The sequence below is a fragment of the Pseudomonas sp. MPB23 genome (assembly GCF_046605395.1).
Classification (GTDB): Bacteria; Pseudomonadota; Gammaproteobacteria; order Pseudomonadales; family Pseudomonadaceae; genus Aquipseudomonas.
Window position 1 is genome coordinate 2,566,336 of sequence record NZ_CP176771.1, and the last position, 13,555, is coordinate 2,579,890.

13 protein-coding genes are annotated in these 13,555 nt (G+C 56.3%); 2 read left to right on the top strand and 11 right to left on the bottom strand.

All coding sequences use genetic code 11. The annotated features are described in order from the left end of the window. Window positions 1-287 precede the first annotated feature (287 nt). From ACLH0J_RS11940 to ACLH0J_RS11965, 6 genes are all read right to left on the bottom strand, one after another. Complete coding sequence (locus ACLH0J_RS11940; RefSeq protein WP_314690969.1) at window positions 288-584, bottom strand: hypothetical protein; 297 nt, start codon at window positions 582-584, stop codon at window positions 288-290. Then, window positions 581-1,561, bottom strand: a complete 981-nt coding sequence (locus ACLH0J_RS11945; RefSeq protein WP_314691107.1) for an integrase domain-containing protein — start codon at window positions 1,559-1,561, stop codon at window positions 581-583. The genes ACLH0J_RS11940 and ACLH0J_RS11945 overlap by 4 nt, the downstream gene beginning before the upstream one ends. Next, the gene (locus tag ACLH0J_RS11950; RefSeq protein ID WP_314690967.1) at window positions 1,548-1,898 is read right to left on the bottom strand and encodes a hypothetical protein; all 351 of its coding nucleotides are present in this window, start codon (window positions 1,896-1,898) and stop codon (window positions 1,548-1,550) included. Before ACLH0J_RS11950 ends, ACLH0J_RS11945 begins: the two co-directional genes overlap by 14 nt. Continuing rightward, window positions 1,882-3,282 carry a YfjI family protein gene (locus tag ACLH0J_RS11955; RefSeq protein ID WP_314690965.1) on the bottom strand — a complete coding sequence of 467 codons (1,401 nt, stop codon included), beginning with the start codon at window positions 3,280-3,282 and terminating at the stop codon, window positions 1,882-1,884. Before ACLH0J_RS11955 ends, ACLH0J_RS11950 begins: the two co-directional genes overlap by 17 nt. Window positions 3,283-4,297: 1,015 nt before the next feature. Continuing rightward, a complete protein-coding gene (locus ACLH0J_RS11960) occupies window positions 4,298-5,551 on the bottom strand; it encodes a tyrosine-type recombinase/integrase (RefSeq protein ID WP_314690961.1) in 1,254 nt (417 codons plus the stop codon). A gap of 775 nt (window positions 5,552-6,326) precedes the next feature. Next, window positions 6,327-6,695 carry a helix-turn-helix domain-containing protein gene (locus ACLH0J_RS11965; RefSeq protein ID WP_411392107.1) on the bottom strand — a complete coding sequence of 123 codons (369 nt, stop codon included), beginning with the start codon at window positions 6,693-6,695 and terminating at the stop codon, window positions 6,327-6,329. Between the two features lie 306 nt (window positions 6,696-7,001). Between ACLH0J_RS11965 and ACLH0J_RS11970 the strand changes: the two genes are divergently transcribed. Further along, window positions 7,002-7,829 (top strand): EAL domain-containing protein, encoded by an 828-nt coding sequence (locus ACLH0J_RS11970; protein WP_411392108.1) that lies wholly within the window; start codon window positions 7,002-7,004, stop codon window positions 7,827-7,829. Between the two features lie 147 nt (window positions 7,830-7,976). Continuing rightward, window positions 7,977-9,629: a methyl-accepting chemotaxis protein gene (locus tag ACLH0J_RS11975; protein WP_411392109.1), complete on the top strand. Its 1,653-nt coding sequence runs from the start codon at window positions 7,977-7,979 to the stop codon at window positions 9,627-9,629. Between the two features lie 68 nt (window positions 9,630-9,697). Here ACLH0J_RS11975 and ACLH0J_RS11980 read toward each other — a convergent pair whose 3' ends face one another. From ACLH0J_RS11980 to ACLH0J_RS12000, 5 genes are all read right to left on the bottom strand, one after another. Further along, window positions 9,698-10,738 (bottom strand): EamA family transporter, encoded by a 1,041-nt coding sequence (locus ACLH0J_RS11980; protein ID WP_411392110.1) that lies wholly within the window; start codon window positions 10,736-10,738, stop codon window positions 9,698-9,700. A gap of 61 nt (window positions 10,739-10,799) precedes the next feature. Then, window positions 10,800-11,135, bottom strand: coding sequence for a hypothetical protein (locus ACLH0J_RS11985; RefSeq protein ID WP_010563783.1), 336 nt, complete (start codon window positions 11,133-11,135; stop codon window positions 10,800-10,802). Window positions 11,136-11,224: 89 nt separating this feature from the next. Further along, window positions 11,225-11,884: a M24 family metallopeptidase gene (locus ACLH0J_RS11990; protein WP_411392111.1), complete on the bottom strand. Its 660-nt coding sequence runs from the start codon at window positions 11,882-11,884 to the stop codon at window positions 11,225-11,227. A gap of 101 nt (window positions 11,885-11,985) precedes the next feature. After that, on the bottom strand, window positions 11,986-12,564 hold the full coding sequence (locus ACLH0J_RS11995; RefSeq protein ID WP_411392112.1) for a DUF4337 domain-containing protein: 579 nt from the start codon (window positions 12,562-12,564) through the stop codon (window positions 11,986-11,988). 54 nt (window positions 12,565-12,618) lie between these two features. Then, window positions 12,619-13,503 (bottom strand): LysR family transcriptional regulator, encoded by an 885-nt coding sequence (locus ACLH0J_RS12000; RefSeq protein ID WP_411392113.1) that lies wholly within the window; start codon window positions 13,501-13,503, stop codon window positions 12,619-12,621. Between the last annotated feature and the right edge of the window lie 52 nt (window positions 13,504-13,555).

Sequence of the window (13,555 nt, forward strand, 5' to 3'; positions counted from 1 at the left end):
AGTGATGGCAAGACAGGTAAGACCGTGGTCGGCACAACCCTCGCCGGACGAGGCACTTAGAGTGCGTGTATGCGATTGAGGCGCTGACCAGCAGAACCCATCAGGGACAGCGAGCATGTCTCGCAGTAAAAGTCCGAATGTACGGGTGCAATCTTTACCTTCAAACCGTTTCTAAATGAAAGCTTTGCAAACAGGGGGCGTCCATGTACGTCCGGCGAAGTTACCTACCCGATCCCTGCCATAAGGACGATGGTGTCCACTTAATAGGTGGACACCATCGCCCTTGCCTATCCATGACTAGTCGAGCGAACGATCAGCAATTCTCGGCCGTTCCCTAATCGCTTCCAGACCAATAGGGCCGTGAGCCGATAGTAATACCGGGTAGCATCGGAATGGCCCTTCAGATGGTGAGCCAGGAACCAGCGCACATGCTTGCGCTGCCAGGTCCAGGGATTATCTCGCTGCCATCGTTGTTGAATGGCCGCTTGCATGACTCGGGCTTGCCGTAGGTGGCGTTGCTGCGTGGCCTTCGAGCCAGTCAGTACGCCGCTCAGGAACAGCGCCATATCGAACGGCTTGGTCACGCTCGACCTCCAATGTAGGCTGAAACCACATCGATCCGGTTATGCCCGAGCTCAAGGCTGATTTGTTGGCGCGCCTGTCGATCCAGTTCACGGTCAATGCGATAGCAGTGGCCCCCATTGACCGGAGCGGGGTGGCCCGTGAGCTGCTCGTAACGCTCGCAGGCGTAAGCTGCTCGCAGTTCATGAAAGCCCTTCAGCCCGTGTTCATGCAGCGTGTCTCGGGCGGGGAGCACGGTCTGTTGCAGGAATACGGCGTAGTTTTCGTCGCGGGTCAGCAAGTTGCGGCTACGGGGCGGCGACGCATGACGAGCTAACTGCAGCGCCGCCTTCACCGCTTCATTGGCCACAACCCAGCGCGGCGCTGATGCCCCTGAGCGGCCGCCTTTGGTGCCGTCCTGGATGTTGATGCGGCCTAAGTGTTCGGCTTCGCGGTGCAAGCGTGGCAGGTCCGCCAGAATTGCTTCGCGCAGGCGCATACCGGTTGCTCGGGCCAACAGGACAATCGCCGCCACCCGCTCGCGGTGCTGTTTGCCCAGCGCCTCAAGCACTCGCTGTACCTGTTGGTGGTCTTGGCCATCCGGCGCACGGGTGCGTACGCTCGAGCGCTGCTGTCCCAACGCCTGGCTCGGACTGGCGATCCTCACGTCCTGATCACCGCGCAGCGCGGCGAGGGTGCGGTTGACGCTGCTCAGGCGGTTCTGCGCGGTGGCGATGCAGAGTTCACCTTGCTGGATCTGCTGGCGCAGATACGCGGCGTAGTCTTGTAGCGTCTGTCTATCGATCTGGCGCGCATCGTTGTAACCCGGGCCGTTCTCTGATCGACACCAACGCACGAACGCATGCCAGCGATCGCTATGCGCTTTGACTGTGGCGAAGTGGCCGCCGGCAAACAAATCCTTTAGCGCTTGTGAGCCGGCATAGCTCACCTGGCGGCCATAGCCAAAGTTGCGACCATCACGCCGACTAATCAAGGTCATCGTCATCACCATTTTCGTTGTCTTGCAGAAAGAGCAGCAGGGCTTTCCAGTAAGGGCTGAGCCTGTCCACTTGCTGCCAGTGTGTCGGGCGGATCAGGAGGGCATTTTTGTGGTGTTGCAGCAGTGCCCCTTCCTCACGCAGTTGCTCGATCAGCAGGGCGAGGTTGGCTGGCTCAAATGGTGGTGTGGCGACAGCGGCGACAGTGGCGACAACCCGCGTCGTTTCTGGCCTGGCGCGTGGCGACAGGGTGGCGACAGAAGCGGCGACACGCCGCGATTCAGGTTGCGGTTGATGTTTCGCCTGGTAGCGGCGCACCGCGTCATTGAGGCGAAACATGACGGACCTTGAAAGTTTTTCCGTCGCGGCTGCTCAGCCAACGATGAGTGATCAGCTCGACGAATAAAGAGGCGGTATGGTCAGCGCTCTTGCGGGCAAAACGAGGACCGTTGCGATTGACGTCGCGGACGGTGAAGTGGGTCCAGCCTTTCTGCATCAGCCAGCGCAGCAGCCGATCCGCTTCCTCGCGTCGGCTATTGACCGGCTCCAGTTCGGTCAGGCGCTGAATCTCGGCCAGGTAGTAATCCATCAGCGTGGAGGCGCGCTGGATGTGTGCTTCGTCCAAGGCACTGGCCTCTTCAACCATGGCCAGCACGCCCGCGATACGCAGCACATTCGCCGCGGCCTTGCTCGCGACAGGTTGGACACCGGCCAGCTCGCCGAACTCGCCAGACTGGCACTCGATGGTGTCGTGAATATCAATCCAGGCACGGCGGGCACGGGGAGTCAGCTCCAGCGTGGCGGGATTGAGTGAGCCATCCTTGTGAAGTGACCAGGGCTTTTGCAGCAGGGTGGTGATCCGCTGTTGGTAGCGCTGGACTTTGGCATCTCGGGTCAGGTCGATTGCCTTGTAGAGTCGCTGGCCAGCCAGGCGCTCGGGCCAACTGATCAGGCAACGGCCGAGGATGCCTTGGCCATTGATCAGCGGGTCTTTGAAAATCTGGTTGGCCAGGTAGGGCTGCAGCATCAGATGCAGGCTAAGGCGGCGGTCATAGGCGCGCAGGCTTTCTCCGGCCATGGAGCGGGCCCGGTCGATCGGGCTGCCATCCCACAGCATCGACAAGGTGGTGATTGCCTTGAGCAGATTCTCTTTGTTCATGGTGCTGCTGCCCAAGAACTGGCCGCCCTCATCATTGAACAAACCCATGCTGGGCAAGCCATGGCACAGGCTTTTGACCAGGGCCTCAATGGTGGGCTCGGCAATGATCAGTCTCGGCGGTACCGGCTCGGACAGCTCGCCGCCTTTCGCCTCAGCACGCTCCGTTGAGGTTTTGGGTTTGGCCATGATGCTGGTAGCGGCGCGATAGGCTTTGAGCTTTTCCGCATACTGGGTCCACTGCTGTCGCTCCCAATCACGCGCCGCCTTCAGTGCTAGCTGATCCACCGCGCTTTTGCGATCACCTGAGGACGCCACCGTCAGTAGGTAGAGGGACAGCGGATAGGTTCGACCGTCGAGTTGGACATTGGCATGACCCTGGCTCACCAGAGCAGCGCTGGCAAGCACCGATTGCGCGGCCATGGCGCAGGGCACGCCGATTACCTCAGCCAGTCGCTCGACCGTAGGGCCCAACACAGCCCCTAGTGCTTCGACCGGGTAGGGCAATGGCGCCTGCTGGTATTCCAGCAATGGTTGTGGTGGCTCGAACGCTTCGCACAGTTGCATCGCACTTCTCCTGAGATTATCGACTTCGTCCTCACTCATCCCGCCACGGTTGTTGAGTGTTATCAGGGATCAAGGCCCCTGCGACCTGTGAGGTTTGTCCAGTTACGCGGGACTGGCGGCTCCTTACGACCGGGAGCTTGGGCATCTCATGATCTGGCCTCCTGAACACCGATAGCGGTGGGCGGGTGGAGACTGCACTGGCTGACGAGACCGGTGCCGCGAGATCCTGAGTCAGGTGAAGGCAGTGAGGCGATGACTGGGGCATGCCTGACTGTCAGTCAGGTGCAGTCCATTCCGTGGGCTGCGGCACCATCATCGGCATCGCTGTGGCGAGTGAGCATTCGGTGTTTGTCACGCCGATTGTCACGAGGGGGAATGCCGCAAAGCCCCATGCGAGCAGGGCTGCAGCAGTGTGAGATGCGCCCGTCTCTTTGGGAGGCAAAGAGACGTGCAACAGGTTGGCGCAAGAAATGGCCAAGCGGATAAGTTGCTGCAGAGCAGCCAGGAAGGGGTATGAGTTGCCGCAGTGGGCGCTCTGGAAGAAGTAGGCATCCATCACATGGGTAGTGACCGTGCGAGCCGCCGGATGCTAATCGCACTGGGGGGTGAACCACCACGTTCGTGGCGTAGCCTCAAAGGTTCTGGCTACCTGGGTGCTGTCGAGGACAGCGCTGGTACGGTTCTGGTGTAACGCTCGTTCTGCTCGCGGTCAACAGCATTTTGGGGGCTACTCTTGCGCCAATCGGTGGTGCTGGAAGACCTTGGAAATCGATGGCATTACATGGCCGGGTGGTCGTTCGTCGGTTTTTAATGTGAGCCCACGCGAGCGGGAATGCGGAGCCTTCCCGCTCGCGTGGGCTTGGCCGAAAAAGCCCCAAGAGCCAGGCTGCAACGGCGACAGTCGCCACCTCTGTCGCCACGCTGCAGGCCAAGTAACACGCAGGTTGTCGCCGGTGTCGCCGCTGTCGCCAGCAGGGCGGATGTGTCTACCCACACCGATTAGCTCACCAAACACTCAAGTGTCCGCATCGCTTGGCTTTTGCTTGGGCGGCGATGTGGCATATCGCGCCCAATCCTCCATCAATATTCGCCGCTTTTCAAAAAGATCACCACGTCGATAAGCCGCCTCTACCGCATTCTCTACGGTGTGCGCGAGTGCCTGCTCACAGACCTCTCGAGGATAGTGGGTAACTTCGCTAGCCCAATCCCTGAAAGTCGAACGGAATCCATGCGTCGTGAGATCGTTTCGTTTCATCCGACGCAATGCCATCAACATCGCCATATTGCTTAGAGGGCGCTTTTTGCGAGCCCCTGCAAATAGGTGATTGTTTCCTTCAACGCGAGGAAGCCCTGCGAGTAAATCCAATGCCGCTTTTGATAGAGGCACCCGGTGCTCCTTCCCTGCTTTCATCCTCAGCGCAGGAATGGTCCATACCCTTGCTGCGACATCAATCTCTGCCCATGTCGATTCAAGCACCTCACTGGTGCGGCAGGCAGTCAGGATGGTAAAGCGCAACGCTTTAGAGCTCAGATCATTTGCTTTTTCAAGGGGCGCCATGAAGGCGGGAAGCTCTGTCCACGACATTGCTGCGTGATGTTTCACAGCACGCACTTTTGCGCGAGGTGGTAGCAGTTTGTCCAGGTGTCCACGCCATCGAGCGGGGTTTTCTCCATCACGCAGCCCTCTGGCCTTTGCTGCATCGAGGACCAGTTCGATACGGTTTCGCAAACGACTGGCGGATTCGGGTATTACTGTCCAAATCGGCTTGAGGATTTTCAACACATGCTCAACGCCTACTTCCTGCGTCGGAAGATCGCCTATGACCTTGAACGCATAAGTCGCCAGAGTGTTCTCCCACTGCTGAGCATGCTTGGCATTTTTCCAGCCCGTCCTGTGGGCAGCGATATAGTCGAGAGCAACCTCTTTGAAAGTGATTGCTTTGGCCCTGGCTGCATCCTGAGCTAAACGTTCAGCTTCTTTTTCCAGCCGTTGCCGTTCCATCTGCTCATCCCGACGGGTAAGCGGATCGACGCCAGACTTACTCAGCTTTCTGGCTTCTGCTGCTCTCTCACGGGCTACCGCAAGACTTACTTCGGGGTGTCTGCCCAGTCCCATGTCTCGGCTCTTGCCAGCAAGCTTGTAGCGGAAGATCCAACTTGCGCCACCGGTACGGCCGAGTTTCAAGTAGAGGCCGTCACCATCGTTGGTCATTCCAGGGAGCCCCGACCTGACTATTTTTTCTACCGTTTTCGTCGTCAGAGATGCCATCAGTCACCTCCTATTTGAAAGGATGATGACTCAATCTAAATGAACTCCAGCCCATACTCCAGCCCATACCTTGGACCCTGGCTTCCGATAGTCACGCCTGGACCACAAAAGAAAATATCTACGGCAACTTGATGTTCTTATAGGGTTTTTATAGAAGAAATTAAGCATCTATGGACTTCTAGAAACACTAAAATGGCGGACTCCTTCACCGCCAAATTCGAAACAACAAAACCCCTGAAAACGTTAAAGTTTTCAGGGGTTTTGTGTTTTCTGGGGGGCAAAAAAGGCGTGTACGGGAACGTCCACGGGAACACCGGCGGTTGGATTGCCCGCGTCCGAATCCTGGTTTACGGGGCTTCGTCACTACCTTGCCTCGGTTAGCAATCACCATTTTTTTGCCTGATCGCCTTATGCTGGTTTCGTGCTAGATGATTACACCGCTCGGTTAGATTTCTTATGAATGTTTGAATCACTGCAAACGAGTGGCGGCGGGTTGAAAATGTTCTTCCCGAGAAAGTGCAGCTATTAGTTTTTGAATCCAATGATTATAAGAAGGTCGTGGCCCCCTATTAATTAAAAATATGGCAGTTATTGCCTCGCTTCTTGTTATTTTTAAAGTTGTAATTGGAGGCTGTCGAATATATCCCCGGATACCCCTCTATCAGCAAGAACGGGAATAAAAGTATGCCTTCCTAGGCTTAATGAAGCTTGAATGGCACCTGTAATCAAAAAAACAACGAAAAGACCCTTGAACTGACTCAAAATTGTTCTCCGTCTATTGGGTGGACCGGTCCGTGTATTTCTCTTGCACTCGGTTTCTTAGGATCCTCTTTGCGGCGCCAACAATTTCCTTCAGCGCGGTTTCATCAGCCTGGTAGGCGATGTCGCAGAGGTGGTGGCGCAGGTTCGCGGCGGTTGGTTCGGCGTGATCCTGGCTGATGAAAAACGCATCCAGTCTCACGCCCAGGACCTTAGCGATTTGCTCCAGCATCTCGATGCTTGGGGCGTATTCGCCCCGCTCGTAGCGACTCACCGTCATCGACTCGCACCCCAATGCTTCTGCAAGCGAGGCTTGTGTCCATTTATTGTCTAGTCGTAAGTGCTTGATTCGCTTGCCTATAGTGATGGTGGCATTCTGCTTCATGGGAAATATCACTTAAAATCAAATGCTTACACCTATTTACCTCCCCAGGAAGATCAGAAAAAGGCTAGATTGCTATTATTTTATAGCTAATTTCAGTATAGTCATTTTTTGACTATCTGAACGATGTTGAATTGCTAAGGAATTTTCCCATGGACGCAGAAAATTATGCCTGCAGGAAAATGCGATTGATTTCTGGTGTCTGCAGACGTCAGCGCTTGGATAGCACTACCAAGAGTTTATTTGTCATTACAGGTCGAAAAAAACGGCTCCTATTGCCTACGTTCGGGTAACTGGGGGGTCACGTTTATGCTCACACCGTCCCACAATCAACAACTGATACGGCAAGGTAAGATCGAGCAAGCCTTGCATCAGGTCGATATTGAGCAAGAATTCAGCCTGGTTTTTCAGCCGGTGATTGATTTGCGTAGCCGGCGGACGGTTGCGTTCGAGGCATTGGCACGTTGGAACAGCCTGGAGCTAGGTGACGTCCCGCCCGGCCAATTTATTCCAATTGCCGAGCGGATCGGTTTAATCAATCGCTTGACCGCCCATCTGCTTGGCAAGGCCTTGGTGATTGCCGCTGATTGGCCCTCGCACATTAGTCTTTCTTTTAACTTGTCCACACACGACTGCGCTTCGGACGAAGTTACCGGACAAATAATTTCAATTATTCAGGAAAGCAATTTTGACCCCAGGCGACTGGACCTGGAAATAACCGAAACCGCCATTATGCAAGATGTTGTTCAGGTGCAACATTCTATAGACCGATTCTGTCGGTTAGGTTGCGGTGTGGCCCTTGATGATTTCGGCACTGGATACTCCAGTCTTAGCCAATTATTGTCATTGGCGTTTACCAAAATAAAAATAGATCGGGTTTTTGTCATAGGTATTGATGAGAATCCAATCAGCTACAAAATTGTTAAGTCTCTGGTTGCTTTGAGCAGGGACATGCAACTGGAATGTATCGTCGAGGGCGTGGAGACGCGTGAGGAGTTGGAGGCGTTGATTGGGCTGGGTTGTTTTTTTGTTCAAGGGTATTATTTTGCGCGACCCATGCATCATTCGGATATCAATGATTGGCTTAAAGAAAATCCAAGCGTGGGTGACCGGTTGGAAGTTGGAGTCAAGCGCTGATTGGGATGCAGATATCACAAGGGTTTTCTAATGCCACAGTCTAATCAAGTTGCCAAGATGTCTCATGCTGAGCGCAACGAGCCACCCTGATCCTGGAGGCCTGGATTTAAAAATAAACATATTTAAAACTAATACGGATTTTAGATAATGAAAGATATTCTCTCTGTAAAGGCCAGGCTCGGCCTTGGCTTTGGGGTATTGTTTTTACTGGTATTGATAATTTCAGCTATTTCTATTTTTTCGCTGGGTGACTCTAATAATCGCTTTTCTAGTTATGTTGATGGCATCGGTAAGCGAAAAGAACTTTCTTCAGAGTTGTTGCTGGCTGCTCAACAGCGAGCCGTTTCGGCAAGAAATCTGGTTCTGATCAATTCATCTACCGTTCGGGCTGACGAAAAAAATATAGTCGATAATGCCCGCCGGAAAGTGGGTGAGTTGTTGCGTGAGTTGACGACGTCGGTAGAGGGTATGTCGCCCAGTGAAGAGAAAGTCGAAGCTCAACGTTTAATTTCAGACATTCAACAGATCGAGTCTTTGTACGGGCCGGTTGCTTTAAATATTGTCGATCTGGCACTCAAGGGGGAAAAAGAATCGGCCATTGTAAAAATCAACAATGATTGTGAGCCTCTCCTGCGGAAACTGGTTGGGGTGGTGACTAAATTTATCGAGCTGGAGGAAAAAACCAGCGTCGCCAATGTTCTACATTCGCAGGAAGAGTATGAGTTACAACGCAATCAACTGATTGCTTTTAGCCTGGTTGCGGCGCTCATTGCGTTGGTGCTTACGCTTGTAATCACTCGTGGATTGGATCGAGCATTGGGCACGGAGCCGTCCATTCTTTCCGGTATTGCCCAGCGAATCGCCTCTGGTGATATTCGAGCCATTGTTGAAATTAAAACAGCCAGGCCTGGAAGTGTCCTGGCCTCTTTTGGCCAAATGCAATCCAGCCTCAGTCGGCTGATCAGTGAGGTTCATAGCTCATCGAATGTAATATCAGGCTCTGCGGAAGAACTTTCAGCGGCAACGGAGCAAACCCGTATGGGGGTTAGCCAACAACGCCAGGAAATTGATCAGGTCGCTACGGCCATTCATGAAATGGCCGCCACCGTAATGGAAGTTGCACACAATTCCGAAAATGCGGCGAATGCAGCCGCGACGGCGGATCAGCAGGCGCAGACCGGCGGAATAACGGCCAAGCAAGCGGTCGCACAGATTGAACATCTGGCTACCGAAGTCTCGAATACGTCGGAAGCTATGCTTCGTCTCAAACAAGAGAGTGAGCATATTGAGGGCGTGCTTAATGTCATCAAGTCTGTCGCGGATCAAACTAACCTTCTTGCTCTAAATGCTGCCATTGAAGCGGCCAGGGCGGGCGAAGCGGGTCGTGGTTTTGCCGTTGTGGCTGATGAGGTCCGCAATTTAGCCCGGCACACGCAAGGGGCGACTCAAGAAATCGAAACACTGATTGCCAGTTTAAGAACCATTTCAGAGGAAGCCGTTGAGCGAATGGAAGTATGCCGTGGCCTTACCGATAAGGCGGTGCTTCAGATTTCCGATACCGATGTCTCTGTCACCGCGATCACCACGATGATCAGCAATATCCAGGAAATGGTGCGGCAGATTGCGACGGCTGGAGAAGAGCAAAGCGCGGTCGCTGAAGAGATCAGTCGGAGTGTCACTCGCGTTCGTGATATTTCCGATCAGTCTGCTGCTTCCAGCGAGCAAACCGCGGCGTCTAGCATTAGTTTGGCCAAGCTCGGCGGTACGTTGAAAGAACAACTGCAAAGATTCCAGATTTGATAAGGCGTGGAACTGAATCTGCATAAACACTGGGCGACTTGCTGTCGCCCATTACATCTTCAGTCTGCTCAATGCCTATGCCGATGATGCACATCCGGAAAGTGTGCATGGCGATGCTTCATCACCTTATGTATATGCACATGACTGTGTGGCACCTTCGTATCCCACTCAAACCCATGTTCATGTTGATGATGCTCATCATGCACATGCCAATGCCCGTGCTCCGTCGCTTCGTGCAGATGGTCATGGGCGTGCCGTTCCGTCAGGTGCAGCCACACACCCACGGCCATCAACGCCGACGCAATCCAGAAAGCCACTGTCACCGACTCCCCCAACACCAGCACCGCAATCGCGGCACCCAGGAAGGGCGCTGTCGAGAAGTAGGCGCCGGTACGCGCGCTGCCCAAACCACGTAGCGCCAGCACAAACAGGACCAGGCTGATGCCATACCCCAGGAACCCAACCAGCAAGATCGGCGCCAGTTGCGCCACGCCGGGTGCCTGTGCGCCGAGATAAAGCGCCAGGCCACCATTCACCGCCCCGGCAATCAACCCCTTGGCCGCGGCGATAAACAGCGCATCCGACGCCGACACCTTGCGCGTCAGGTTGTTGTCGATCCCCCAGCACAAACAGGCCACCGCAACCGCAAAGGGGCCCGTCCAATCATGGCTTGTGCCGCCCCCGTCCGACCAGGACAACACCACACCGCCGAGCACGATCGCGATCATCCCGAGGACGATGCGCCGGTCGGCGTTTTCTCTGAACACCAGCCAGGCGATAACAGCGGTCAGTACCGACTCAAGGTTGAGCATCAGCGAGGCGGTCGCGCCGGCGGTGCGGGTCAGGCCGAACATCAGGGCGACGGGGCCAAGGATGCCGCCGAACGCGATGGCGCCGAGCAGCCAGGGCCATTCCGAGGGGGTCAGTCCGGTAGGTTTGAAGCCGCGATCACGCAACAGGCGCACAGCGGCGAGCCCGAGGCCACTGCCGAGGTAGAGCAGGCCGGCGAGCAGTATGGGCGAGAGGCCCAGGCCGAGGTTTTTGGCGAGCGGTGTACTGGCGCCGAACAGGGCGGCGGCGGCGAGGGCGTAAACGATGCTGAGGTTCATGGGCCATCCTCGAGAGGTCGGCCCATGATACGTCGCGGGCTTTGGTCAAAGCCCGGCGATTTTACTGCGCGGTTTTCAACTTGATCACATCACCGGAAATCTTGGTGGTGTAACCGCTGAGCACCCAAGCCCAGAACCAGTTTTCCTGGACCTGGGTATTGATCAGCGCGTCGCCGCCTTTGGCCTTGATGGCAGCATCCTGGGCGCGCACGAAACGGCTGTTCTGGCCGATTGGGATAACGCCGAAGAGCATGATGCCGGTGGCGCTGGCTTCACTGTGACCCAGCACGGTGTATTGGCTGCTGTCGTATTGCGGGGATTTGATGGCGGTGCCAGTGCAGCCGGCGAGGGCGAAACCGAGAACAGCTGCTGCAACTACTTTACTGACGTACTTCACTGAGTAACTCCATGGGCTAAAGCCCGAGATTCAATTCTCGGGGGCGGTACTTTAATCGCTCCTGTAACAGATTGAAAACAATCGTCCCTTCAGGCCAGCAAGTCTTCATAAAAGGCACCGTAAGGCTTGCACGGATGGGCAATCTGGATTTCCAGAATCCACAGTCCGGCGTTCGGGTAGTGCTCGAAGTCGCCCAGGTCGCCGCCGCGATGGATGGCGTGGGGGAAGTCGCTGACACGGTGGCCCTTGATGTCGAGGTTCAAGTCCCAGCCCATGGCTTGCGCTTGTTCGTCGGCGTAGCGGTAGAGCTCGAGGCCAATGACCTGGTCGTTTTTCCAGCGTGCTTGCACGCGCTCGAACAGGTCTTTGGCGGCGTTGGCGCAGGCGATCATGTCCGGGTCGTTGCCGGTGGTGAATGTGGCGCCGGCGTCACCTTCGTGGCCTTGCCATACCGCGCCCATGTCGATGAAGAAGATGTCGTTGTCGCCCAGTATCGGGTCGCCTTCGGAGCGTTGCTTGAAGGTCTTGAGGGTGTTGGCGCCGAAGCGCACCAGCAGCGGGTGCCAGATGCGTTGCATGTCGAGGTCGGCGAGCACCTGCTTGCCCAGCTCGCGGGCTTCGGACTCCAGCATGCCGGGGCGGATGCGCTGGGCCAGTTGTTCGATGGCTTGCCAGGTCATCGCCTGGGCGTAACGCATGGCGTCAATGCTGTAGGCGTCACCTACGGCTTCCTTGGGTTGTGCGGACACCGGTATCTCCTCGGGTTAGGCTGTACTGATCGTTATGCCTTTTACTATATAGCGATAGGGTGGCAGCACCCAAGTGCCAAGGTGCGGTTGTGGCGAGCGCCTCAGATATGCAACCAGGCCAGACTCCCCAACACCACCGCCACACCCGCCGCTGTGTACGACATACGCTTCAACCATTCCCGGCGCGTCAGCAACGTAATCGCCGCCAGCGAAATCGCGATCTGAATCGAGGTCATCGCCTGGGCCCAGCGATGATGCTGGTGCAGCGCCTGTTCGGACTTCTCATCCCATTCCCTTGAGGTCGCTTCGAGTTTCTCGGCCTTTTGGCGCACGTCTTCCTTCTGGGTTTTATAGCGCTCGAGTTCATCCTTGTAATGCGCCGCATCGACGCCGGGAATATGGGTGGCCAGTTCCGCCAGGTTCTGTCGGCTGGATTTGGCCTGGTAGTAATTCCACTGGTTGGCTGCTTCAGTCTTGATGATGGCGGCGTTGTTCTTGTCCATCGCCGCTTCGCTTTCGGTGGAGCCGGCCTGGTAGCTGAGCATGGCGCCGAGGGTGGCCATGAGGGCGGTCATCACGGCAATGCGGCTGGCGAAATTGTCGCCGCGACCGTGGGCATGTTCGGTGGTGTGTTCGATGTGTTTTTCGTGGGGGCTGGGGACTTCGAAGGCTTCGGACATGGGGGCGTCTGTGAAGGGATTGAGGGACTCTGATTCTTCACCAGTGAAGCTGTCTCAAGCCTGTACGTAACGCTGTAAACCCTGCACCAGTGCATCGAACATCACCCGGCAGCGCGGGCTGTTGCGCAGGTCTTCGTGCAGGGTGACCCAGGTGTCCATCTTGAGCGCGAAGGCATCCGGCAAGACGCGCTGCAGGCGTGGGTCGCGCTTGGCCAGTTGCACCTGGCAGCCGCCAATGCCGGCACCGGCACGGATCAGCGCCAGTTGCGCCAGGTCGCTGTCGCTGCTGAGGGCGAACGTGCTGCGCTCGAAGCCCGGGATGGCGAGGCTGCGGATAAAGGCGTTTTCCTGGTCGAAGCCGATCACCGAGTGGTTGGCCAAATCTTGCATCTGCAAAGGGATGCCGTGTTGGTGCAGGTAATCGTCGCGGGCATACAGGCCAACTTCGATCAGGCCGACGCGCTGTGCCAGCAATTGTTCCTGGCGGGGTCGGACCATGCGCACGGCGATGTCGGCTTCCAGTTGCAACAAGTCGCTCAGGCGGTTGGTCAGGACCAGTTCCACCTTGAGGTGAGGATGTTGCTGGCGCAATTGGCGGATGAGCGGCGCCAGCACCTCCACGCCGACCACTTCGCTGGCGGACACGCGCACCACGCCGCGCACTTCATCGCCGTGGGATGAGGCCGCGCGCTCCAGCGCGGCGGCGGTACGCGCCATGGTTTCGGCGTGGGGGCGTAGGGTGTGGGCGACCGCCGTCGGCAATAACCCCGTCGGTGATCGGGTAAACAGCACGACGCCCAGCGCCGTTTCCAGTGCGGCAATATGCCGACCGACCGTAGGCTGTGTGATGCCGAGCTGCCGTGCGGCACCCGACAACGATCCCTCCTCGAGTACGCCGAGGAACGACCGGTAGAACTCCCAACCAATATTCAATGCCATGCATAAATGTATAGCGGCTGGATGATCTTCGGCAATTTATCTATAGCCTGCC